The organism is Variovorax sp. ISS6, assembly GCF_056523145.1.
On the sequence record NZ_JAWRZC010000001.1, the window covers coordinates 5,878,574 to 5,905,465 of the forward strand.

General features: G+C 73.3%; 1 protein-coding gene and 1 pseudogene. Both read right to left on the reverse strand.

Annotation, left to right across the window (positions count from 1 at the left end):
* Window positions 1–82 precede the first annotated feature (82 nt).
* Complete coding sequence (locus tag AC1HIL_RS27160) at window positions 83–13,891, reverse strand: amino acid adenylation domain-containing protein (protein ID WP_479670474.1); 13,809 nt, start codon at window positions 13,889–13,891, stop codon at window positions 83–85.
* Window positions 13,891–26,857: pseudogene (locus AC1HIL_RS27165) on the reverse strand (non-ribosomal peptide synthase/polyketide synthase). Before AC1HIL_RS27165 ends, AC1HIL_RS27160 begins: the two are co-directional and overlap by 1 nt.
* Window positions 26,858–26,892 lie beyond the last annotated feature (35 nt).

Genomic DNA, 26,892 nt, shown 5'->3' on the forward strand with positions numbered 1-26,892 from the left:
TTCCTTTTGGGGAAGGTCGCCGCTCGCGGCAACCTGGTCGGGTGGGGACGCGGCAGGCGGACGCGCCCGCCGCGCCCCGGCTTCAGGCGCTCGCTTCCCGCGCGAGCAACCTCGACAGCGCCTGCAGCAGCGGTTCGCTCTCCACGATCCGGATGTGGTCGGCATCGACATAGCCGTGCGCGACCGACGCGCCGAGCTGCCGGCCCAGCCCCTGCACCTGCGCCTGGGGCCGGTCCTTCACCCACCAGCAGTGTGCGGCGGCGGCTACCGCATCCACCGGTCCGCGCGAGCGCCGTGCCGTCTCGGCGAGAGCGCGGCTGGTGACGTACAGGCGCACCAGTTCGGCGGCGGTGACGCCTTCATGCGCACCGAGGCCTGTCGCGCGGCCCTGCGTCATCTGCGCCTGCATCCAGTCGCGCAACGCCTCCTCGGCCTGCATCGGGTCGGCGATGCCCTCGGGCAGCACGCAGCCCGCGTCGAGCCGCACGCCGATCGATTCGAGGAAGACCGGGAATTCGCCGCGCCAGGGCTTGGGCGCCTCGTGCTCGCCATCGAGCGAGACATAGGAATCGACCAGTCCGAGGAAACGCACCTCCTGCCCCAGGGCCTCGAGCCTCGCCGCCATGCGCGCGGCCAGCGTGCCGCCGAGCGACCAGCCCAGCAGGTGATAGGGACCGACGGGCTGGCGCTCGCGGACCATCGCGACGTAATCGTCCGCCATGCGGTCCAGCGACTCGTCTCGATGCGCGGGATCGGCCAGCGTCCGGCAGGCCAGGCCGAGGACCGGGCGCACGCCGTCGAGCCGGCGCGCGATCGGCAGGTAGCCGAGCACGGTGCCGAAGCCCGGATGGATACAGAACAGCGGCGGCACCGCCTCCACCGCCTTGTTCAGCGGCGTGAGCGCCGAAGCGCTCGTCGCACTCGCTTCCACGAGGCCGCGGATGGTCGGCCGCGCCATCAGCCGCTGGAGATCGAGGCCCAGGTCCGGCAGGCGGCGACGCAGTTGCTCGAGCAGGCGCAGCGCGAGCAGCGAGTGCCCGCCGAGCTCGAAGAAGTTGTCGTCGCGCCCCACGCGCTGCACGCCCAGCACCTCCGCCCAGATACCCGCCAGCGCCTGCTCCACCTCCCCCTCGGGCGCCTCGTACGCCCGCGCACTGTCCAGCTCAGGCGCCGGCAGCGCCCTGCGGTCCACCTTCCCGCTCGCATTCAGCGGCAACCCCTCCAGCAGCACCACCGTCGCCGGCACCATGTACTCCGGCAGCACCGCGCCCAGCCGCTCGCGCAAGCGCGCCACATCCAGCGCCTGCCCCGCATGCGCGCTCACGTACCCCACCAGCCTCGCGCCGCCCGCGCCCTCCAGCGCCACCACCACCGCCTCGCGCACCTCCGCCTGCGCCAGCAGCTGCGCCTCGATCTCCCCGAGCTCGATGCGAAGCCCGCGCACCTTCACCTGGTGGTCGATGCGACCCAGGTAGTCCAGGTGCCCTCGCGCATTCCAGCGCACCAGGTCCCCCGTGCGGTACAGCCGCTGGCCGTCGGCCGCCGCCACGAAGCGCTCCGCCGTCAACCCCGCCCGGTGCAGGTACCCGCGCGCGAGGTTCACACCGCCCAGGTACAGCTCCCCGGCCACCCCCACGGGCACCGGCTCCAGCTGCGCGTCCAGCACCCACGTGCTCGTCTCGCTGATCGGTACCCCGATCGGCACCTGGTTCGTGCCGTCGTCGCGGCAGCGCCAGTGCGTCACGTCGATCGCCGCCTCCGTCGGCCCGTACAGGTTGTACAGCGCCGCCGCGGGCAGCCGGCGCAGCACCTCGTTCTGCGCCTCCGCCGGCAAGGCCTCCCCGCTGCACACGATGCGCCGCACGCTCGTGCACGCCTCCACCCCGCGGTGCGCGAGGAAGGCCTGCAGCATCGAGGGCACGAAGTGCAGCGTGCTCACCGCGTGCCGCCGGATCAGCTGCACCAGCCGCTCGGGGTCGCGATGATCCCCCGGGGCCGCCACCGCCAGGCGCGCGCCCTGCATCAGCGGCCACAGGAACTCCCACACCGACACGTCGAAGCTGAACGGCGTCTTCTGCAGCACCGTGTCCGTCGCCTCCAGCGCGTAGGCCTGCTGCATCCAGGCCAGCCGGTTGAACAGCGACCGGTGGCGGTTGGCCGCGCCCTTGGGCCGCCCGGTGGAGCCCGAGGTGTAGATCACGTACGCCAGGTGCTCGCCGTGCACCGCCACCCCGGGGTCGGTATCGGGCTCGTCCGACACATCCAGCGTGTCCAGCGCCAGCACACGCAATCCCTCGCAGCCCGGCACGCTCAGGTGGCTCTGCGTGAGCACCAGCGCCACGCCGCTGTCGGCCACCATGTAGCTCAGCCGGTCCGCCGGGTACTCCGGGTCCAGCGGCACGTAGGCGCCGCCGGCCTTCAGGATCCCGAGAATCCCCACCACCATCTCGATGGAGCGCTCCACCGCCAGGCCCACGCGGCTCTCCGGGCCCACGCCCATTGCGATGAGACGGTGCGCCAAGCGGTTCGCGCGTGCGTTCAGCTCGCCGTAGCTCAGTTGCAGCTCGCCGAAGACCACCGCCTGCGCGTCGGGGCGTGCCGCCGCCTGGCGCGCAATCAGCCGGTGCACCGGCTCGGCGCCCTCATGGCGCCGCGGGTTCTCGCTCCACGCGGCGAGTTCGCGGCGCTCCTCCTCTGGCATCGGCGCGAGCTCGCCCACGAGCGGCTCGGGCGTTCCATCCTGCGCCAGCGCCCGCGCGATGCCGCGCAAGGCCGCATGCATGTAGTCGCAGACGCGGCGCGCGCTGACGGTGTCGTGAATCTGCGCCACCAGTTCGAAGCCCTCGCCCTGGTCGTCGACCGACAGCGTCACCGGATAGTTGGTGCGCTCCTCGCCGCCGAGCACCTGCAGGCCTTCCCAGGCCGAGCCGGCCGGCGCCGCGCCGGGCACTGCCTCCGGCGGCCGCGTGTAGCGGTAGTTGAGCAGCGCCGAGAACAGCGGCGTGCCGCCGGGCAGCGCGCTGCAGCGCTGCGCCAGCGAGAGGTTCGCATGCTCGTGGTGCAGCAGCGCGCTCAGCGCCTCGTGCGCGCCGCGCACGCTCTCGCGCACCCCGCGCGCGCCCAGCTTCAGCCGCAGCGGCAGCGTGTTGATGAACAGGCCCAGCGCGCGCTCGGCGCCTTCGCCGCCCTGCATGCGGCCGAACAGCACCGTGCCGAACACCACGTCGTCCTTGCCCGTGGCCTTGGCCAGCACCAGCGCCCACGCCAGGTGGAACAGCGTCGCCGCGCTCACGCCATGGCGCTGCGCCTCGGCGCGCAGCTGCGCGGCCAGCGCCGGCTCCAGCGCCTGGCGCGCCTCGACGATGCGCGTGCCGTCGCCCTGCACGTCGAGCAGGCCGAAGGGCGCCGTGGGCTCGTCCACGTCGCCCAGCATCTCGCGGAAGAAGGCCTCGTGCTCGGCCTGGCTCACGCCCAGCCGCGCCTGCGCCACGTAGCGCCGGAACGGCACCGGCGCGGGCAGCTCGGCCGCGCGGCCCTGCTGCACCAGCGCGATCTCCTCGACCAGCAGTTCCAGCGTGGTGTGGTCCAGCACCATGTGATGGTTCGACAGGTGCAGCAGCCAGCGCCCGCGCGCCGCGTCGTGCGCCGCGAGGGCGCGGATCATCGGCGCCTCGCGCACGTCGATGCGATGCCGCGCGGGATCCACCCGGGCATCGAGTTCGGCGTCGATGTCGCCGGCATCGCCGCCGGCCGCGCCGCGCTCCAGCCATTGCACGGGCAGGCGGGCCTGCCGGTGGACGACCTGCACCGGCTCGGGCAGTCCTTCCCACAGCACCGCGGTGCGCAGGATGTCGTGCCGCGCGATCACCTGGTCGAAGCTCGCGACGAAGCGCTCGAGACGCTCGCGGCTGTCGAAGCTCAGGCGCTGCGGCGTGATGTAGGCGTCGCCCTGTGTCTGCAGCAGGTGATGGAACAGCATCCCCTCCTGGAGCGGCGCGAGCGGATAGATGTCCTGGATGTTCGCGGCGCCACCGGGCACCGCGGCCTCGATGCGCGCGATCTGCGCCGCGTCGAGCGCGACCAGCGTGAGCATCTCGGGCCGGATCGCCTCGCAGCCCGCCGGGATCAGGTTGTCGGGCACGACCACCTCGCGCCGGCCCTGCTCCTGCAGCAGCGCACGCGCGAAGCCCTCGAGCTGCGGCTGCTGGAACAGCGTGCGCACCTGCGCCTTGAGGCCGCGCGCGCGCACCAGCTCGAGCAGGCGCAGCGCGAGCAGCGAGTGCCCGCCGAGCTCGAAGAAGTTGTCGTGGCGCCCCACGCGCTGCACGCCCAGCACCTCCGCCCAGATATCCGCCAGCGCCTGCTCCACCTCCCCCTCGGGCGCCTCGTACGCCCGCTCGCTCGCGAACTCCGCCTCCGGCAGCGCCTTGCGGTCCACCTTCCCGTTCGCGTTCAGCGGCAACCCCTCCAGCACCACCAGCGCCCCCGGCACCATGTAGTCCGGCAGCACCGCCCCCAGCCGCTCGCGCATGCGCGCCACGTCCAGCACCTGCCCCGCCTGCGCGCTCACATAGCCCACCAGCCTCGCGCCGCCCGCGCCCTCCTTGGCCACCACCACCGCCTCGCGCACCTCCGCCTGCGCCAGCAGCTGCGCCTCGATCTCCCCGAGCTCGATGCGGAACCCTCGCACCTTCACCTGGTGGTCGATGCGGCCCAGGTAGTCCAGCTGCCCTTCCGAGTTCCAGCGCACCAGGTCTCCCGTGCGGTACAGCCGCCGGCCATCGGCCGCCGCCACGAAGCGCTCCGCCGTCAGCCCGGGGCGCCCCAGGTAGCCGCGCGCCAGCCCCGCGCCCGAGACATGCAGCTCCCCCGCCACCCCCACCGGCACCGCGTTCAGCTGCGCATCCAGCACGCACAGCCCCAGGTCCGCGATCGCCGTGCCCACCGGGCTGCGCTGGCCCGCGAGGTCCGCGCGCGTGATGCGCCGGTACGTCACGTGCACCGTCGTCTCCGTGATCCCGTACATGTTGATCAGTTGCGGCGCCTCGTCCCCCAGCCGCTCCATCCACGGGCGCAGGCTCTGCGGCTCCAGCGCCTCGCCGCCGAAGATCACCTGGCGCAGCGCCAGCCGACCGGCCGCCGCCTCCAGCCCCGGCGCGTGCACCAGTTGCCCGAAGGCCGAGGGCGTCTGGTTCAGCACCGTCACGCGCTGCTCGCACAGCAGCCGCAGGAAGTCCTCCGGCGAGCGGCTCACCCAGAACGGCACCACCACCAGCCGCCCGCCCGTGCACAGCGCACCGAAGATCTCCCACACCGAGAAGTCGAAGGCGTACGAGTGGAACATCGTCCAGGTGTCGCGCTCGCCGAAGTCGAACCACTGCCGCGTCGCGTCCAGCAGCCGCGTGACGTTGCGGTGGCACAGCTGCGCTCCCTTGGGCCGCCCGGTGGAGCCCGAGGTGTAGATCACGTACGCCAGGTGCTCGCCGTGCACCGCCACCCCGGGGTCGGTATCGGGCTCGTCCGACACATCCAGCGTGTCCAGCGCCAGCACACGCAATCCCTCGCAGCCCGGCACGCTCAGGTGGCTCTGCGTGAGCACCAGCGCCACGCCGCTGTCGGCCACCATGTAGCTCAGCCGGTCCGCCGGGTACTCCGGGTCCAGCGGCACGTAGGCGCCGCCGGCCTTCAGGATCCCGAGAATCCCCACCACCATCTCGATGGAACGCTCCACCGCCAGGCCCACGCGGCTCTCCGGGCCCACGCCCATTGCGATGAGACGGTGCGCCAGGCGGTTCGCGCGCGCATCGAGTTCGCCGTAGCTCAGGTGGTGCTCGCCGAAGACCACCGCCTGCGCGTCGGGGCGCGCCCGCGCCTGGCGCGCGATGCGCTCGTGCAGCGTCGCCTCGTCCGCGAAACGGCCACGCGGCGCGCCCCAGGCGGACAGCTGCGCCGCCTCTTCGCTCGACAGCAGCGGGAGCTCGCAGATCGGCCGCGCGGGCGCGCGGTCGAGCGCATCGACGATGCCGTCGACCGCCGCGCGCATGCAGTCGCACACGCGCCGCGCGTCGATCGCCTCGTGGATCTGCGCCACGAGTTCGAAGCCCTCGCCGAGGTCGTCGACCGACATCACGAAGGGATAGTTGGTGCGCTCCTCGCCGCCCAGCGACGCCATGCCCTCCCAGGCCGAGGCGCGCGCCGGGTCCGGCGTGGCCGGTGCCTCGGGGCTGTAGCGGTAGTTGAGCAGCGCCGAGAACAGCGGCGTGCCGCCAGGCAGCGCGCTGCAGCGCTGCGCCAGCGAGAGGTTCGCATGCTCGTGGTGCAGCAGCGCGCTCAGCGCCTCGTGCGCGCCACGCACGCTCTCGCGCACCCCGCGCGCACCCAGCTTCAGCCGCAGCGGCAAGGTGTTGATGAACAGGCCCAGTGCCCGCTGCGCGCCTTCGCCGCCCTGCATGCGGCCGAACAGCACCGTGCCGAACACCACGTCGTCCTTGCCCGTGGCCTTGGCCAGCACCAGCGCCCACGCCAGGTGGAACAGCGTCGCCGCGCTCACGCCGTGGCGCTGTGCCTCGGCGCGCAGCCGGCGAGAGAGGCCCGCATCCAGCCTCGCCCTCGCTTCGCGCACGCGCGTGCCGTCGCCCTGCACGTCGAGCAGCCCGAAGGGTGCCGTGGGCTCGTCCACGTCGCCCAGCATCGCGCCGAAGAAGGCCTCGTGCTCGGCGCGGCTCACGCCCAGCCGCGCCTGCGCCACGTAGCCGCGGAATGGCACCGGCCGCGGCAATTCGGCCTCGCGGCCTTGCTGGATCAGCGTGATCTCCTCGACCAGCAGTTCCAGCGTGGTGTGGTCCAGCACCATGTGATGGCTGGGCAGTTGCAGCAGCCAGCGGCCGCTTTGCGCGTCGTGCGCCGCGACCGCGCGGATCAGCGGTGCGCGGCGGATGTCGATGCGATAGCGCGACGGATCCACGTGCGCCTGCAGCCGCGCGGCCGCGTCGGGCGCCGCATCGTCCAGCCATTCCAGCGCCAGGGCGGCGTGGCGCTGTACCACCTGCACCGGCTCGGGCAGTCCTTCCCACAGCACCGCGGTGCGCAGGATGTCGTGCCGCGCGATCACCCGGTCGAAGCTCGCGACGAAGCGCTCCAGCCGCTCGCGGCTGTCGAAGCCCATCGCATGCGAGGTGATGTAGGCATCGCCCTCGGCCTGCAGCAGGTGATGGAACAGCATGCCCTCCTGCAGCGGCGCGAGCGGATAGATGTCCTGGATGTTCGCCGCGCCACCGGGCACCGCGGCCTCGATGCGCGCGATCTGCGCCGCGTCGAGCGCGACCAGCGTGAGCATCTCGGGCTCGATCGCCTCGCAGCCCGCCGGGATCAGGTTGTCGGGCACGACCACCTCGCGCCGGCCCTGCTCCTGCAGCAGCGCACGCGCGAAGCCCTCGAGCTGCGGCTGCTGGAACAGCGTGCGCACCTGCGCCTTGAGGCCGCGCGCGCGCACCAGCTCGAGCAGGCGCAGCGCGAGCAGCGAGTGCCCGCCGAGCTCGAAGAAGTTGTCGTTGCGCCCCACGCGCTGCACGCCCAGCACCTCCGCCCAGATATCCGCCAGCGCCTGCTCCACCTCCCCCTCGGGCGCCTCGTACGCCCGCTCGCTCGCGAACTCCGCCTCCGGCAGCGCCTTGCGGTCCACCTTCCCGTTCGCATTCAGCGGCAACCCCTCCAGCACCACCAGCGCCCCCGGCACCATGTAGTCCGGCAGCACCGCCCCCAGCCGCTCGCGCAACCGCGCCACGTCCACTTCCTGTCCCGCCTGAGCCGACACATAGCCCACCAGCCTCGCGCCGCCCGGGCCCTCCTTGGCCACCACCACCGCCTCGCGCACCTCCGCCTGCGCCAGCAGCTGCGCCTCGATCTCCCCGAGCTCGATGCGAAGCCCGCGCACCTTCACCTGGTGGTCGATGCGGCCCAGGTAGTCCAGCTGCCCTTCCGAGTTCCAGCGCACCAGGTCCCCCGTGCGGTACAGCCGCCGGCCATCGGCCGCCGCCACGAAGCGCTCCGCCGTCAGCCCGGGGCGCCCCAGGTAGCCGCGCGCCAGCAGGCCTCCGCCGATGTACAGCTCCCCCGCCACGCCCAGCGCCACCGGCTCCAGCTGCCCATCCAGCACCCACGCGCTCGTCTCGCTGATCGGACGGCCTATCGGCACCTGGCTGCTTCCATCGTCGCGGCACGTCCACTGCGTCACGTGGATCGTCGTCTCCGTCGGCCCGTACAGGTTCTGCAGCGACGCGCCCTTCAGCCTGCGCAGCGCCTCCGACTGCGTCGCCGCCGGCATCGCCTCCCCGCCGCAGATGATGTAGCGCAGCCGCGTGCTCCGCTCGATCCCCTCGTGCCCGAGGAAGGCCTGCAGCATCGAGGGCACGAAGTTCAGCGTCGTCACCTGGTGGCGCTGGATCAGCCGCACCAGCCGCTCCGGGTCCCGGTGGTCCCCGGGGTTCGCGATCACCAGCTTCACGCCGGTAGTCAGCGGCCAGAACATCTCCCACACCGACACGTCGAAGCCGAACGGCGCCTTGTGCAGCACCGTGTCCGCCGCCGTCAGCCCGTAGTTCGCCTGCATCCACGCCATGCAGCTGGACAGCGCCGCGTGGCGCACCGCCGCGCCCTTGGGCCGCCCCGTCGAGCCCGAGGTGTAGATCACGTACGCCAGCTGCTCGCCGTGCACCGCCACCTCGGGGTCGGTCGCGCGCTCGCCCGAGACATCCACGGTGTCGAGGTCCAGCACCCGCGCGCCGCCAGCCATCGAGGCCACCGAGGCCGGCGCGCGCAGGCCGCCCTGCACCAGCAGCAGCGCGATGCCGCTGTCCTCGATCATGTAGCCCAGGCGTTCCGCCGGGTACTCCGGATCCAGCGGCACATAGGCGCCGCCGGCCTTGAGCACCGCGAGGATGCCCACCATCATCTCCACCGAGCGCTGCGCCAGCAGGCCCACGCGCGTCTCGGGCTTCACCCCCAGCGCGATCAGGCGGTGCGCCAGCCGGTTCGCGCGCGCGTTGAGCTCCCCGCGGCCGAGCACCTGCTCGTCGAAGGCCAGCGCCGGCGCGTCGGGCTCGGCCCGCGCGTGCGCCTCGATCAGCGCGTGCACCGCTCGCCCATCACCGTGCGCGCTCGGGTTCTCGCTCCAGGCGGCGATGCGCAGCCGCTCGTCCTCGGGCACGACGGCGATCTGCGAGACCAGCCGGCCCGGCTCGTCCGCGAGCGCATCCGCCAGGCCGCGGATCGCGGCCGCCAGGTAGCCGTTGACGCGCGCGGCGCCCACGCGCTCGTGCACCTGCGCCACCAGCTCGAAGCCCTCGCCCAGGTCGTCCACCGACATGCCGAACGGATAGTTGGTGCGCTCCCTGCCGCCCAGCACTTCCATGCCGTTCCACGCGGCCCCCTCGGACGGCGCCGCCTGCGGGCTGTAGCGGTAGTTGAGCAGTGCCGAGAACAGCGGCGTGCCGCCGGGCAGCGCGCTGCAGCGCTGCGCCAGCGCGAGGCTCGCATGCTCGTGGTGCAGCAACCCGGCCAGCGCGGCGTGGGTCTCGCGCACGCCGTGCGCCACATCGGCCGTGCCGATGCGCACGCGCAGCGGCAGCGTGTTGATGAACAGGCCCAGCGCGCGCTCGCCGCCTTCGCCGCCGTCCATGCGGCCGAACAGCACCGTGCCGAACACCACGTCGTCCTTGCCCGTGACCTTGGCCAGCACCAGCGCCCACGCCAGGTGGAACAGCGTCGCCGCGGTCACGCCGTGGCGCTGCGCCTGATGCCGGATCCGCGCGCTGAGCTGCGCGTCCAGCGGCTCGCGCTGCTCGACGATGCGCGAGCCGTCGCCCTGCACGTCGAGCAGGCCGAAGGGTGCCGTGGGCTCGTCCACATCGCCGAGCACGCGCGAGAAATAGGCCTCGTGCTCGGCGCGGCTCACGCCCAGGCGCGTCTGCGCCACGAAGCGCCGGAACGGCACCTGCGCGGGCAGCTCGCGCTCGCGGCCCTGCTGCACCAGCGCGATCTCCTCGACCAGCAGGTCCAGCGTCGCATGGTCGAGCACGAGGTGATGGGTCGCCACCTTGAGCAGCCAGCGCCCCCGCGCCGCATCGTGCGCGGCGATGGCATGGATCATCGGCGCCTCGCGCACGTCGATGCGGTAGCGCGACGGATCGACGAAGGCATCGAGCCGCGCGGCCACGTCCCCTTCCGCGCCAGCCTCTTCGGCGGGCAGCCACCGCAGCCGCACGCCCGCGTTGCGCAGCACCACCTGCACCGGCTCGGGCAGTCCTTCCCACAGCACCGCGGTGCGCAGGATGTCGTGCCGCGCGATCACCCGGTCGAGGCTTTCGAGGAAACGCTCCAGCCGCTCGCGGCTGTCGAAGCCCAGGCCCAGCGGCGTGACGTAGGCATCGCCCTGCGTCTGCAGCAGGTGATGGAACAGCATGCCCTCCTGCAGCGGCGCGAGCGGATAGATGTCCTGGATGTTCGAGGCGCCGCCGGGCACCTCGACCTCGATGCGCGCGATCTGCGCCGCGTCGAGCGCGACCAGCGTGAGCATCTCGGGCCGGATCGCCTCGCAGCCCGCCGGGATCAGGTTGTCGGGCACGACCACCTCGCGCCGGCCCTGCTCCTGCAGCAGCGCACGCGCGAAGCCCTCGAGACGCGGCTGCTGGAACAGCGTGCGCACCTGCGCGGACCAGCCCCTGGCCCGCACCAGCTCGAGCAGGCGCAGCGCCAGCAGCGAGTGCCCGCCGAGCTCGAAGAAGTTGTCGTTGCGCCCCACGCGCTGCACGCCCAGCACCTCCGCCCAGATACCCGCCAGCGCCTGCTCCACCTCCCCCTCGGGCGCCTCGTACGCCCGCGCACGGTCCAGCTCCGGCGCCGGCAGCGCCCTGCGGTCCACCTTCCCGCTCGCATTCAGCGGCAACCCCTCCAGCACCACCACCGTCGCCGGCACCATGTACTCCGGCAGCACCGCGCCCAGCCGCTCGCGCAAGCGCGCCACGTCCAGCGCCTGCCCCGCATGCGCGCTCACGTACCCCACCAGCCTCGCGCCGCCAGGGCCCTCCAGCGCCACCACCACCGCCTCGCGCACCTCCGGCTGCGCCAGCAGCTGCGCCTCGATCTCCCCGAGCTCGATGCGAAGCCCGCGCACCTTCACCTGGTGGTCGATGCGACCCAGGTAGTCCAGGTGCCCTCGCGCATTCCAGCGCACCAGGTCCCCCGTGCGGTACAGCCGCTGGCCGTCGGCCGCCGCCACGAAGCGCTCCGCCGTCAACCCCGCCCGGTGCAGGTACCCGCGCGCGAGGTTCACACCGCCCAGGTACAGCTCCCCGGCCACCCCCACGGGCACCGGCTCCAGCTGCGCGTCCAGCACCCACGTGCTCGTCTCGCTGATCGGTACCCCGATCGGCACCTGGTTCGTGCCGTCGTCGCGGCAGCGCCAGTGCGTCACGTCGATCGCCGCCTCCGTCGGCCCGTACAGGTTGTACAGCGCCGCCGCGGGCAGCCGGCGCAGCACCTCGTTCTGCGCCTCCGCCGGCAAGGCCTCCCCGCTGCACACGATGCGCCGCACGCTCGTGCACGCCTCCACCCCGCGGTGCGCGAGGAAGGCCTGCAGCATCGAGGGCACGAAGTGCAGCGTGCTCACCGCGTGCCGCCGGATCAGCTGCACCAGCCGCTCGGGGTCGCGATGGTCCCCCGGGGCCGCCACCGCCAGGCGCGCGCCCTGCATCAGCGGCCACAGGAACTCCCACACCGACACGTCGAAGCTGAACGGCGTCTTCTGCAGAACCGTGTCCGTGGCCTCCAGCGCGTAGGCCTGCTGCATCCAGGCCAGCCGGTTGAACAGCGACCGGTGGCGGTTGGCCGCTCCCTTGGGCCGCCCGGTGGAGCCCGAGGTGTAGATCACGTACGCCAGGTGCTCGCCGTGCACCGCCACCCCGGGGTCGGTATCGGGCTCGTCCGACAGATCCAGCGTGTCCAGCGCCAGCACACGCAATCCCTCGCAGCCCGGCACGCTCAGGTGGCTCTGCGTGAGCACCAGCGCCACGCCGCTGTCGGCCACCATGTAGCTCAGCCGGTCCGCCGGGTACTCCGGGTCCAGCGGCACGTAGGCGCCGCCGGCCTTCAGGATCCCGAGGATCCCCACCACCATCTCGATGGAGCGCTCCACCGCCAGGCCCACGCGGCTCTCCGGGCTCACGCCCATTGCGACGAGACGGTGCGCCAGGCGGTTCGCGCGCGCATCGAGTTCGCCGTAGCTCAGGTGGTGCTCGCCGAAGACCACCGCCTGTGCGTCGGGGCGTGCCGCCGCCTGGCGCGCGATCAGCCGGTGCACCGGCTCGGCGCCCTCATGGCGCCGCGGGTTCTCGCTCCACGCGGCAATCTGCGCGTACTCCCCGGCGCCGAGCAGCGCCACCGCGCCGGCGGCCTGCTGCGGCGCGTCCACGAGTGCCCGCAGCAGCGCCAGGTAGTGCCCCGCCATGCGCTCGATGGTCGCGGCATCGAACAGCTCGGCGGCATAGTTCAGGCTCGCGCGCACCCGGCCGTCGGCGCTCTCGAAGGTGTCGAGCGTGAGTTCGAACTGCGCGGCCTTCTCGCCGAGCTCGTGCTCGGCCAGGGCCAGGCCCGGCAGGCTCTCCAGCGCACCGAAGTCGGTGCGCTGGTGGTTGAACATGACCTGGAACAGCGGGCTGGTGCCCAGGCTGCGCTCGGGCTGCAGCGCCTCCACCAGTTGCTCGAACGGCAGGTCCTGGTGCGCCTGCGCGCCCAGCGCCGCGTCGCGCGCCTGGCGCAGCGCCTGCAGCAGGCTCGCGCGCTCGTCGATCAGGTTGCGCTGCACCTGCGTGTTGACGAAGAAGCCGATCACGCCCTCGGTCTCCACGCGATGGCGATTGGCCACCGGCACGCCCACGCGGATGTCGCGCTCGCCGGTGTGGCGGCTCAGCAGCACCTGGAAGCCCGCCAGCAGCGCCATGAACAGCGTCGCGCCCTCTGCCTGCGCGCGCTTCTGGAGCCCGGCCACCAGCTCGCTCGGCAGCTCGAACCGCGCGAGCGCCGCGCGGTAGCCGCCCTCGGCGCGCCGCGGCCGGTCCACCGGCAGCTGCAGCACCGGCTGCCCGTCGCCGAGCTGCTGCGTCCAATAGGCCAACTGGCTGTTCTTCTCGCCGGCCTCGAGCCAGTTGCGCTGCCACACGGCGTAGTCCGCGTACTGGATCGGCAGCGTGTCTTCGGCGCCCGTCTCGCCGAGCACGCGCGCGCGGTACTGCGCCACGAATTCGTCGACCACGATCTGCATCGACCAGCCATCGGAGACGATGTGGTGCATCACCACCACCAGCAGGTGCTCGTCCGCCGCCATGCGAACCAGGCCCACGCGCAGCAGCGGTCCGTGCGCGAGGTCGAAGGGCGTGCGGCCCAGGCGGCGCGCGGCCTCGTCGGCCCGCGCCGCGCGCTGCGCCGGCTCGACCTCGCCGAGGTCCACCCGCTGCAGCTCGAAGCCGCCCGCCTCGAGGATCACCTGCTCGGCCAGCCCGTCGGCATCGGCGCGGAACACGGTGCGCAGCGCCTCGTGGCGCGCCACGATCGCCGCGAAGCTCGCCTGCACGGCCTCCACGTCCAGCGCGCCCTTCAGGCGCAGCGCGCCGCTGATGTGGTAGGCCGTGCTCCGCGGATCGAGCTGCCAGAGGAACCACTGGCGCAGCTGCGCGTAGGAAAGATGGCAGCGCCCGCGCGCCGACGCGTCGCGCGCCAGGATCGGGAACTGGCCGATGCTCAGGCCCTCGGCGCGGATCTTGTCGTAGACGGCGCGGCGTTGTTCCGGGCTCAGGCGGGAAAAGCGCTCCGCGATGCGGCGAGTCGCCGTGGTTTCCATCAAGCTGTCTCCATGCTGTCGATGAACGAGTCGATGTCCAGCAGCGCCTCGTCGGTGGGTTTGCCCCGGCCCGCCTGCGCGATCAGCGCGGCCATGCCGGCCAGGGTCGGGTTCGGGAAGATGTCCTGGATGCGCAGCTCGGCGCGCAGCGCGGACTGCACGCGCGAGGCGACCTGCACGGCCAGCAGCGAATGGCCGCCGAGTTCGAAGAAGTTGTCGTGGCGGCCCACGCGCGCGGCGCCGAGCAGCTCGCGCCAGATCGCGGCCAGCGCTTCCTCCAGCTCGCCCTGCGGCGGCTCGAAGGGCCTGTCGCTCGCGTACTCGGCCTCGGGCAGCGCCTTGCGGTCCACCTTGCCGCTGCCGTTGAGCGGCAGCCGCTCGAGCACCACGATCGCCGACGGCACCATGTAGTCGGGCAGCGCCGCGGCCACGCGCTCGCGCAGCGCGGCTGCATCCGCCTCGCGGCCCGCGTGCGGTGCGACGTAGGCGACCAGCCGCGCGCCGGCCGCGTCCTCGCGCGCCACCACCACCGCCTCGCGCACCTCGGGCTGCGCGAGCAGCTGCGCCTCGATCTCGCCGAGCTCGATGCGATAGCCGCGCACCTTGACCTGGTGGTCGAGCCGGCCCAGGTACTCGAGCTGGCCCTGCGCGTTCCAGCGCACCAGGTCGCCGGTGCGGTAGAGGCGCTGGCCGTCGTGCGCGGCCACGAAGCGCTCGGACGTCAGGCCCGCGCGCCGGTCGTAACCGCGCGCCAGGCCGACGCCACCGATGAAGAGCTCGCCCGGCACGCCCGCGGGCGCGGGGTTCAGCGAGGCATCGAGCACGCGCAGCTGCGTGTCGGCGATCGGCCCGCCGATGCGTGGCCGTCCGTCGACCCGCACCGCGGCCGACCAGATGGTGGTCTCGGTCGGGCCGTACATGTTCCACAGCTCGACGCCGCAGGCGCGCAGGTCGTCGGCCAGGTCCGGCTGCAGCGCCTCGCCGCCGCACAGGCCCTTGAAGTTCGGCAGCGCGCTGCCCTTCCAGCCGGCGGCGCGCAGCAGGCGCCAGCCCGCGGGCGTGGACTGCAGCATGGTCGCGCCGCTGCGCTCCATCAGCTCGCCGAGCGCGCCGCCGCTGCGCACCACGTCCCTGGAGGCCAGCACCAGCCGGGCGCCCGACAGCAGCGGCAGGTACAGCTCCAGCGCCGCGATGTCGAAGGACAGCGAGGTCACGGCGACCAGCACGTCGTTGGCCGAGAGACCCGGCGCCTCCTTCATGCCGAGCAGGAAGTGGCCGAGCGCCCGGTGGCGCACCATCACGCCCTTGGGCCGGCCGGTGGAGCCCGAGGTGTAGATCACGTAGGCCAGGTGCTCGCCGCTCACGGCCACGCGCGGGTCGTGCGCGGGCTCGCCCGAGAGGTCGAGCGTGTCGAGCGCCAGCAGCCGCAGCGCCCCGGTGCCGGGCACGCGCAGGTGGCTCTGCGTGAGCAGCAGCGCGATGCCGCTGTCCTCGACCATGTAGGCCAGCCGGTCGGCCGGGTACTCGGGGTCGAGCGGCACGTAGGCGCCGCCGGCCTTCAGGACCGCCAGCACGCCCACCACCATGTCGATGGAGCGCTCCACCGCGATGCCCACCTTGGTGTCGGGACGCACGCCCAGCGCCACCAGGCGATGCGCGAGCCGGTTGGCGCGCGCGTCGAGCTCGGCATGGCTCAGCGACTGCTCGCCGAAGACCAGCGCGACGGCCTGCGGCGTGCGCCGTGCCTGCAGTTCGATCTGCCGGTGCACCGGCGGCACCGCGTCGTGGCGCCGCGCATTCGTGCCCCAGGCCTCCAGCGCCTCGCGCTCGGCGGCGGGCATCGGCACCAGGTCGGCGGCGAGCGCGGCCGGCCGGCCTTCGTCGGCCGCCAGCGCCTGCACCACGCCCTCCAGTGCCGCGAGCACGTAGCCGCAGACACGGCGCGCGTCGACATCCTCGTGGATCTGCGCCGCGAGTTCGAAGCCCTCGCCGAGGTCGTCCACCGACAGGGTCACGGGGTAGTTGGTGCGCTCCTCGCTCGCGAGCACGCGCACGCCGTCCCACACCATGCCCTCGGCGGCGTCCGGCCCGGCCTCGCGCCGCGGGGCGTAGCGGTAGTTCAGCATGGCCGAGAACAACGGCGCACCGCCCTGCAGGCCGCTGCAGCGCTGCGCGAGCGACAGCCGCGCGTGCTCGTGCTGCAGCAGGCGGGTCAGTGCTTCGTGCATGCCCGCGAGGCAGGCGCGCAGGTCGCGCGCGCCGAGCCGCATGCGCACCGGCAGCGTGTTGATGAACAGGCCCAGCGCGCGGCCGGCGCCCTCGCCGCCGTCCATGCGGCCGAACAGCACCGTGCCGAACACCACGTCGTCCTTGCCCGTGGCCTTGGCCAACACCAGCGCCCACGCCAGGTGGAACAGCGTCGCCGCGCTCACGCCGTGGCGCTGCGCCTGCCGGCGGATCGCGCGGGCCAGCGCGGCATCGAGCACCTGGCGCGCCTCGACGATGCGCGTGCCGTCGCCCTGCACGTCGAGCAGGCCGAAGGGCGCGGTGGGTTCGTCCACGTCACCCAGCATCTCGCGGAAGAAGTCCTCGTGCTCGGCCTGGCTCACGCCCAGCCGCGCCTGCGCCACGTAGCGGCGGAACGGCACCGGCTCGGGCAGTTCGGCCGCGCGGCCCTGCTCGATCAGCGCGATCTCCTGCACCAGCAGCTCCAGCGTGGTGTGGTCCACCACCATGTGATGGGCGGGCAGTTGCAGCAGCCAGCGGCCCTGCGCGGCATCGTGCGCCGCGAGGGCGTGGATCATCGGCGCCTCGCGCACGTCGATGCGGTGGCGCGCGGGATCGACCCGCGCCTCGAGGCGGCGCGCCACGTCCATGCCGGCCTCGTCCGCGCCGGGTTCCTCGAGCCAGCGCAGCTTCAACGCCGCCTCGCGCAGCACCACCTGCACCGGTTCGGGCAGTCCTTCCCACAGCACCGCGGTGCGCAGGATGTCGTGCCGCGCGATCACCCGGTCGAAGCTCGCGACGAAGCGCTCCAGCCGCTCGCGGCTGTCGAAGCCCAGCAGGTGCGGCGTGACGTAGGCATCGCCCTCGGCCTGCAGCAGGTGATGGAACAGGATGCCTTCCTGCAGCGGCGCGAGCGGATAGATGTCCTGGATGTTCGAGGCGCCACCGGGCACCGCGGCCTCGATGCGCGCGATCTGCGCCGCGTCGAGCTCGACCAGCGTGAGCATCCCCGGCTCGATCGCGGCGCAGCCCGCCGGGATGCCGTTGGGCGGCACCACGACCTCGGCCGGCGCCGTGTCCTGCGACTGCACGAGCGCCTGCGCGAAGGCCTGCAGCCGCGGCTGCTCGAACAGGGTGCGCACCTGCACGGACCAGCCGAGGGCGCGCAGCTTCTCGAGCAGGCCGAGCGCGAGCAGCGAGTGGCCGCCGAGCTCGAAGAAGTTGTCCTGGCGCCCGACACGCGGCACGCCCAGCAGCTCGGCCCACAGCGCGGCCAGTCGCGTCTCGACCTCGCCCTCGGGCGCTTCGTGGGGGCGCTCGGCGGCGAAGGCCGGCGCGGGCAGCGCCTTGCGATCCACCTTGCCGTTGGCGTTGAGCGGCAGCGCGTCGAGCACCACCAGCACCGCAGGAACCATGTGGTCGGGCAGGACCGCGCCCAGGCGCTCGCGCAGCGCCGCGACGTCGATCGCGTGGCCCGCCCGCGCCCCGAGGTAGCCCGCGAGCTGCGCGCCGCCGGGCCCTTCGACGGCCAGCACCACGGCCTCGCGCACCTCCGGCTGCGCGAGCAGCTGGGCCTCGATCTCGCCGGGCTCGATGCGAAAGCCCCGTACCTTGACCTGGTGGTCGGCGCGTCCGAGGTACTCGAGCTGGCCGTCGGCGTTCCAGCGCACCATGTCGCCGGTGCGGTAGAGGCGCCGGCCGCCCTCGGCGGCGACGAAGCGCTCCGCCGTCAGGCCGGCCCGGTTCAGGTAGCCGCGCGCCAGCCCCTGGCCGCCGAGGTAGAGCTCGCCGGCCACGCCGGGCGGCACCGGGTTCAGCGCGGGATCGAGCACCAGCGCGAGACGGTTGCCGACCGGCCGGCCGATCGGCGCGTAGTGGCTGCGGGTCTCGCCCACGCGCCACGCGGTGGGCCCCACCACGGCCTCGGTCGGACCGTAGGCATTGACCAGGATCTGCGCGCGCACCCGCTCGCGGGCGCGTTCCACGGTATCGCGCGGCCAGCCCTCGCCGCCGACCATGCACAGCCGCAGCGGCAGCACCTCGTCCGCATCCTCCAGGCTGCGCACCAAGGCGCCCATGTAGGGCGTGGGCATCACGACCGAGTTGACGCGCTGCGCGCGCATCTCCCGCAGCACCTCGGCCACGGTCTGGCGCCGTGCGTCGCACAGCACCATCGCGCCGCCGGTGCTCAGGGTGGCGAGGAAGCGCTCCTGCGCCGCGTCGAAGGAGATCGACAGCAGCGCCATCTCGCGGTCGCCGGCATCCATGCCGTTGGCCCGCGCGACCGCGCGCACGTGCATGGCGATCGGGCCGTGCGCCACGGCCACGCCCTTGGGCTGGCCCGTGGAGCCCGAGGTGTAGATCACGTAGGCCGCGTTCGCCGCGTGCAGCGCCGGGCGCGGGTCGTGCGCGGGTTCGTCGTCCAGCGCCAGCGTGTCGAGCGCGAGCACCGGCCACGCCTCGCCCGCCGGCAATGCCGGGGCCGAGCGGCCGTGCGTGAGCAGCAATGCGATGCCGCTGTCGCGCAGCATGTGGGCCAGGCGCTGCGCCGGATAGTCGGGGTCCATGGGCACGTAGGCACCGCCGGCCTTGAGCACCGCGAGCAGCGCGGTCACCGCCTCGGCGCTGCGCTCCATCGCGATGCCGACGCGCCGTTCGGGCCCGATGCCGAGCGCCGCGAGGCGGTGCGCGAGACGGTTGGCGCGGCGGTTGAGTTCGCCGTAGCTCAGCACGCGCTCGCCCTCGACGACCGCCGGCGCATCGGGCCGCGCCCGCGCGTGCGCCTCGAACAGGCGGTGGACGAAGCCCTCGCCTTCGGCATCGACGGGCGCGTCGGCGCCCCAGGCAGCCAGTTGCTGCCGTTCGCGCGCGCCCAGCAGCTCGACCTCGCCGACGCGGCAGGCCGGCGTCTCGGCCAGCGCGCGCAGCACGGCGGCATAGTGGCCGGCCATGCGCTCGACGGTGCGCGGCTCGAACAGCTCGCGCGCATAGACGAAGGCCACGCTCAGGCGGCCCTGCGCGTCCTCCATGGTGTGCAGCGTCAGCTCGAACTGCGCCTTCTGGCTGCCGAGAGGGAAATCCTCGAGCGCCAGCCCCGGCAGTTGCGCCAGCGGCTCGGTGTTGCTGCGCAGGTGGTTCATCAGCACCTGGAACAGCGGCGTGTGGCCGAGGCTGCGCTCGGGCTGCAGCGCCTCCACCAGTTGCTCGAAGGGCAGGTCCTGGTGCGCCTGGGCCTGCAGCGAGGCCTCGCGGACCTGCTCGAGCACCTGCTGCAGCGGCAGCTCGGCGCGCAGCGCGCCGCGCAGCACCTGGGTGTTGACGAAGAAGCCGACCAGGCCCTCGGTCTCGGGATGGTCGCGGTTGGCGATCGGCACGCCGACGCGGATGTCCTCCTCCGCGGTGTAGCGGTGCAGCAGCACCTGGAAGCCCGCGAGCAGCGCCATGAACAGCGTGCCGCCATGGGCCTGCGCGCGGCGGCGCAGCGCTTCGACCAGCTGCGGCTCGAGCACGCTTGCATGGCGGGCGGTGCCGTAGTCGGGCACGGCGGCGCGCGGATGGTCGGTGGGCAGCTGCAGCACCGGCTGCCGGCCGCCGAGACGGGCCTGCCAGTAGTCCAGCTGCCGATCGCGCTCGCCGGCCTCGAGCCAGCCTCGCTGCCAGGCCGCGTAGTCGGCGTACTGGACCGGCAGCGCGCGCGTCGTGCGTGCCTCGCCGAGCACGTGGGCGCGGTAGTGCGCGACGAACTCGTCGATCATGACCTTCATCGACCAGTCGTCGGACACGATGTGGTGCATGACCAGCATGAGCACGTGCTGCGGCGGCTCGCCGGCGGCGCTCATGCGGATCAGGCCCACGCGCAGCAGCGGTCCGTCGGCCAGGTCGAAGGGCGTCTGCACGAAGCGGCGCGCGATGGCCTCGGCCTCGTGCTCGCGCCGCGCGGGCGCCGTCGCGCCGAGGTCGAAGGTCGGCAGCGCCAGCGCCATGCGCGGCAGGACGTGCTGTTCGCCCTGTCCGGCCGCATTGCCGCGGAACACGGTGCGCAGCGATTCATGGCGCGCGACCAGCGCCTCGAAGCTCGCGCGCACGGCCGCGGTGTCGAGCGGGCCGCGCAGCCGCAGTGCCCCGGGCACATGGTGCGCGGAACTCGTGGGATCGAACTGCCACAGGAACCACAGCCGCTGCTGCGCGTGCGAGAGCGGGAACACCGCGACGCCATCGGCTGTCGCGCGCGGCAGGGCCTGCATCCGCATCGCGGGCGCGCTTGCCGCGGGACCGGCCTCGGCCGCGCGGGCCGCGAGCGCGCGCAGCGCCTGGTGCTGGAACAGGTCGCGCGGCGTGAGATGCAGCCCGGCCTTGCCGGCCTGCGCCACGACCTTGAGGCTCAGGATCGAATCGCCGCCGAGCTCGAAGAAGTTGTCGTGTCGCCCCACGCGCTGCACGCCCAGCACCTCCGCCCAGATACCCGCCAGCGCCTGCTCCACCTCCCCCTCGGGCGCCTCGTACGCCCGCTCGCTCGCGAACTCCGCCTCCGGCAGTGCCTTGCGGTCCACCTTCCCGTTCGCATTCAGCGGCAACCCCTCCAGCACCACCAGCGCCCCCGGCACCATGTAGTCCGGCAGCACCGCCCCCAGCCGCTCGCGCATGCGCGCCACCTCCGGCACCTGCCCCGCCTGCGCGCTCACGTACCCCACCAGCCTCGCGCCGCCCGGGCCCTCCTTGGCCACCACCACCGCCTCGCGCACCTCCGCCTGCGCCAGCAGCTGCGCCTCGATCTCCCCGAGCTCGATGCGGAACCCCCGCACCTTCACCTGGTGGTCGATGCGGCCCAGGTAGTCCAGCTGCCCTTCCGAGTTCCAGCGCACCAGAATCTCCCGTGCGGTACAGCCGCCGGCCATCGGCCGCCGCCACGAAGCGCTCCGCCGTCAACCCGGGGCGCCCCAGGTAGCCGCGCGCCAGCCCCGCGCCCGAGACATGCAGCTCCCCCGCCACCCCCACCGGCACCGCGTTCAGCTGCGCATCCAGCACGCACAGCCCCAGGTCCGCGATCGCCGTGCCCACCGGGCTGCGCTGGCCCGCGAGGTCCGCGCGCGTGATGCGCCGGTACGTCACGTGCACCGTCGTCTCCGTGATCCCGTACATGTTGATCAGCCGCGGCGCCTCGTCCCCCAGCCGCTCCATCCACGGGCGCAGGCTCTGCGGCTCCAGCGCCTCGCCGCCGAAGATCACCTGGCGCAGCGCCAGCCGACCGGCCGCCGCCTCCAGCCCCGGCGCGTGCACCAGCTGCCCGAAGGCCGAGGGCGTCTGGTTCAGCACCGTCACGCGCTGCTCACACAGCAGCCGCAGGAAGTCCTCCGGCGAGCGGCTCACCCAGAACGGCACCACCACCAGCCGCCCGCCCGTGCACAGCGCACCGAAGATCTCCCACACCGAGAAGTCGAAGGCGTACGAGTGGAACATCGTCCAGGTGTCGCGCTCGCCGAAGTCGAACCACTGCCGTGTCGCGTCCAGCAGCCGCGTGACGTTGCGGTGGCACAGCTGCGCTCCCTTGGGCCGCCCGGTGGAGCCCGAGGTGTAGATCACGTACGCCAGGTGCTCGCCGTGCACCGCCACCCCGGGGTCGGTATCGGGCTCGTCCGACACATCCAGCGTGTCCAGCGCCAGCACACGCAATCCCTCGCAGCCCGGCACGCTCAGGTGGCTCTGCGTGAGCACCAGCGCCACGCCGCTGTCGGCCACCATGTAGCCCAGCCGGTCCGCCGGGTACTCCGGGTCCAGCGGCACGTAGGCGCCGCCGGCCTTCAGGATCCCGAGGATCCCCACCACCATCTCGATGGAGCGCTCCACCGCCAGGCCCACGCGGCTCTCCGGGCCCACGCCCAGTGCGATGAGCCGGTGCGCCAGGCGGTTCGCGCGTGCATCGAGTTCGCCGTAGCTCAGGTGGTGCTCGCCGAAGACCACCGCCTGCGCGTCGGGGCGCGCCGACGCCTGGCGCGCGATGCGCTCGTGCAGCGTCGCCTCGCCCGCGAAACGGCCGCGCGGCGCGCCCCAGGCGGACAGCTGCGCGCGCTCGGCCTCGCCCATCAGCGCCACGGCGCCGACGGCCTGCGACGGCGCATTCGCGAGCGCATCGAGCACCGCGAGGTAGTGGCCCGCCATGCGCTCGATGGTCGAGGCATCGAACAGCTCCGACGCATAGCGCAGGCTGGCGCGCACCTGGCCGTTCATGTCCTCGGAGGTGTCCAGCGCCAGCTCGAACTGCGCGGCCTGCGCCTCGAGTTCGTAGTCGCCGAGCACGAGGCCGGGCAGCCCCTGGAGCGCGCGGAAATCGGCGCGCTGGTGGTTGAACAGCACCTGGAACAGCGGGCTGGTGCCCAGGCTGCGCTCGGGCTGCAGCGCCTCCACCAGTTGCTCGAACGGCAGGTCCTGGTGCGCCTGCGCGCCCAGCGCCGCGTCGCGCGCCTGGCGCAGCGCCTGCAGCAGGCTCGCGCGCTCGTCGATCGGATTGCGCTGCACCTGCGTGTTGACGAAGAAGCCGATCACGCTCTCGATCTCGGGCCGGTGCCGGTTCGCGACCGGCACGCCGAGCCGGATGTCGCGCTCGCCGGTGATGCGGTGCAGCAGCACCTGGAAGCCCGCCAGCAGCGCCATGAACAGCGTGGCGCCCTCGCCCTGCGCGCGCCGCCGCAGCGCCGCCACGAGTTCCGCGGGCAGCGCGAAGTCGTGGCGCACGGCGACATAGCGGCCGTCCGCGCGGCGCGCGCGGTCGGTGGGCACCTGCAGCACCGGCTGCGCGCCGCCGAGCTGCGCGGTCCAGTAGGCGAGCTGGCGCTCGCGCTCGCCGGCCTCGAGCCAGCCGCGCTGCCAGGCGGCATAGTCGGCGTACTGCAGCGCCAGGGCCGGCAGCGCGAGCGGCTGGTCGAGCACGCGGGCGCGATAGCGCTCGACGAACTCGTCGACCACGATCTGCATCGACCAGCCGTCCGACACGATGTGGTGCATCACCACCACGAGCAGGTGCGACTCGGCCTCGATGCGCACGAGGCGCACGCGCAGCAGCGGGCCTTCGCCGAGGTCGAAGGGCGTGTCGCTCAGCGCGCGCGCCTCCTGTCTCGCGCGGGCCTCGCGCGCCTCGCGGCCGGCCACGTCGCGCAGGTCGACCAGCGCGAAATCGAGCGGGCCCGGATCGAGGATCCATTGCTCGGCCAGGCCCTGCGCGTCGGCGCGGAACACGGTGCGCAGCGATTCGTGGCGCTGCACGATCGCATGCAGCGCATCGCGCACGGCCTCGGCATCCAGCCTGCCATCGAGCCGCAGCGCGCCGCTGATGTGGTAAGCGGTGCCGCGCGGATCGATCTGCCACAGGAACCATTGGCGCAGCTGTGCGTGCGACAGCGCGAGCCGGCCGCCACGCCGCGCGGCGGGCAGCGCGGTGATCGCCGGCGCCTCATGCGCCGATGGCTGCGCGGCAGCCCCGACGGCATGCGCGAGCTCCGACAGCAGCTGGTGCGCGAGCATCTGGCGTGGACTCGCGCGCAGGCCGGCGCGATGGGCGCGGGCCACGACCTTGAGGCTCAGGATCGAATCGCCGCCGAGCTCGAAGAAGTTGTCGTTGCGCCCCACGCGCTGCACGCCCAGCACCTCCGCCCAGATATCCGCCAGCGCCTGCTCCACCTCCCCCTCGGGCGCCTCGTACGCCCGCTCGCTCGCGAACTCCGCCTCCGGCAGCGCCTTGCGGTCCACCTTCCCGTTCGCGTTCAGCGGCAACCCCTCCAGCACCACCAGCGCCCCCGGCACCATGTAGTCCGGCAGCACCGCCCCCAGCCGCTCGCGCAACCGCGCCACGTCCACTTCCTGTCCCGCCTGAGCCGACACATAGCCCACCAGCCTCGCGCCGCCCGGGCCCTCCTTGGCCACCACCACCGCCTCGCGCACCTCCGCCTGCGCCAGCAGCTGCGCCTCGATCTCCCCGAGCTCGATGCGAAGCCCGCGCACCTTCACCTGGTGGTCGATGCGGCCCAGGTAGTCCAGCTGCCCTTCCGAGTTCCAGCGCACCAGGTCCCCCGTGCGGTACAGCCGCCGGCCATCGGCCGCCGCCACGAAGCGCTCCGCCGTCAGCCCGGGGCGCCCCAGGTAGCCGCGCGCCAGCAGGCCTCCGCCGATGTACAGCTCCCCCGCCACGCCCAGCGCCACCGGCTCCAGCTGCCCATCCAGCACCCACGCGCTCGTCTCGCTGATCGGACGGCCTATCGGCACCTGGCTGCTTCCATCGTCGCGGCACGTCCACTGCGTCACGTGGATCGTCGTCTCCGTCGGCCCGTACAGGTTCTGCAGCGACGCGCCCTTCAGCCTGCGCAGCGCCTCCGACTGCGTCGCCGCCGGCATCGCCTCCCCGCCGCAGATGATGTAGCGCAGCCGCGTGCTCCGCTCGATCCCCTCGTGCCCGAGGAAGGCCTGCAGCATCGAGGGCACGAAGTTCAGCGTCGTCACCTGGTGGCGCTGGATCAGCCGCACCAGCCGCTCCGGGTCCCGGTGGTCCCCGGGGTTCGCGATCACCAGCTTCACGCCGGTAGTCAGCGGCCAGAACATCTCCCACACCGACACGTCGAAGCCGAACGGCGCCTTGTGCAGCACCGTGTCCGCCGCCGTCAGCCCGTAGTTCGCCTGCATCCACGCCATGCAGCTGGACAGCGCCGCGTGGCGCACCGCCGCGCCCTTGGGCCGCCCCGTCGAGCCCGAGGTGTAGATCACGTACGCCAGCTGCTCGCCGTGCACCGCCACCTCGGGGTCGGTCGCGCGCTCGCCCGAGACATCCACGGTGTCGAGGTCCAGCACCCGCGCGCCGCCAGCCATCGAGGCCACCGAGGCCGGCGCGCGCAGGCCGCCCTGCACCAGCAGCAGCGCGATGCCGCTGTCCTCGATCATGTAGCCCAGGCGTTCCGCCGGGTACTCCGGATCCAGCGGCACATAGGCGCCGCCGGCCTTGAGCACCGCGAGGATGCCCACCATCATCTCCACCGAGCGCTGCGCCAGCAGGCCCACGCGCGTCTCGGGCTTCACCCCCAGCGCGATCAGGCGGTGCGCCAGCCGGTTCGCGCGCGCGTTGAGCTCCCCGCGGCCGAGCACCTGCTCGTCGAAGGCCAGCGCCGGCGCGTCGGGCTCGGCCCGCGCGTGCGCCTCGATCAGCGCGTGCACCGCTCGCCCATCACCGTGCGCGCTCGGGTTCTCGCTCCAGGCGGCAAGCAGCGCGCGCTCCGGCTCGCCGAGCATCGGCACCTCGCCGATCGCCAGCTGCGGCGTCTGCGCGAGCGCGCGCAGCAAGGCGACGTAGTGCGTCGCCATGCGCGCGATCGACGCGGCATCGAACAGCTCCACCGCATGCAGCAGCGTGGCGTCGATGCGGCCGTCCTCGAACTCGAGGGTCTGCAGCGTCAGCTCGAACTGCGCATCCTCTTCCTCGAAGTCCAGCCGCTCGACGGCGATGCCCGGCCAGTCGGCCAGCGAACGGTGGTCGCGCCGCACATGGTTGAACATCACCTGGAACAGCGGGTTCACGCTGAGGCTGCGCTCCGGCCGCAGGGCGCCGACCAGCCGCTCGAAGGGCAGGTCCTGGTGCGCCTGCGCGCCGATCGCCGCGTCGCGCGTCTGCGCCAGCAGTTCGTCGAAGGACATGCGTGGATCGACTCGCGCGGGCAGCACCTGCGTGTTGACGAAGAAGCCGACGATGCCGGCGGTCTCGGGGCGATGGCGGTTGGCGATCGGCACGCCCACGCGCAGTTCGGACTGCGCGCAATGGCGATACAGCAGGGCATTGAAGCCCGCCAGCAGCGCCATGAACACGGTCGCGCCCTGCGCCTGCGCGCGCTGGCGCAGCGCCTGAACCACGTCCGCCGGCAGCGTGACCGTGTGGTGCGCGGCGCGGTAGCGGCCGTCGGCGCGGCGCGGCCGGTCGGTCCGCAGCGCGGTCGCCGGCTGGTCGGTGCCCAGGCGCGCGCGCCACCAGGCGAGCTGGCGGCCGCCTTCGCCCTCGTCGCCGCCCTCGTCGAGCCAGCGGTTCTGCCAGGCGGCGTAGTCGCCATAGCGCACCGGCAGCGGCGCATGCGCGGGCTGCTCGCCGCGCACCCGCGCCGCGTATTCGAGCGCGAGTTCGTCGAGGATCAGCTGGACCGACCAGCCGTCGGACACGATGTGGTGCATCACCACCAGCAGCCGGTGGTCGGCATCGCCGGTGCGCAGCAGCCGCGTGCGCAGCAGCGGCCCGCGCACCAGGTCGAAGGGCTCGGTGCGGATCGCCTCGGCCCGCTCGTGCACCGCGGCATCGCGCGCCGCGTCGTCGAGACCGCGCAGGTCCTCGCAACGCAGATCGATCTCGAGCGAGGCCAGCACGCGCTGCATCGCCTCGCCATCGTCGCGCGCGCTCTCGACGAACACGGTGCGCAGCGATTCGTGCCGCTCGACCAGCGCCTGCAGGCCGGCGCGCAGCGCATCGGCGTCGAGCGCACCGGCGAGCCGCAGGCCTCCGCTCAGGTGATAGGCGGTGCGCGCGGGATCGAGCTTCCAGAGGAACCACTGGCGCTGCTGCGCCGCGGACAACGGCGCCAGGCCGTCCTCCGAGGCATGCCGCGGAATCGGCTGTTCGGCGCGGCCGCTGTCGGCGCCGCCGCGCAGCCGCTGCTTCAGCCGTTCGCGCTGTTCGGGGGTGAGGTTGGCGCGGCGCGCGGCGATGTCTTGGATGTTGGACATGGTTTCTTCGGCGAACAGGTGCGGGCGGGCCATGG

Bases quoted from the DNA above. Each gene is read 5' to 3' on its own strand.
- AC1HIL_RS27160 (WP_479670474.1), bottom strand. From the start codon at position 13,891: ATGGAAACCACGGCGACTCGCCGCATCGCGGAGCGCTTTTCCCGCCTG.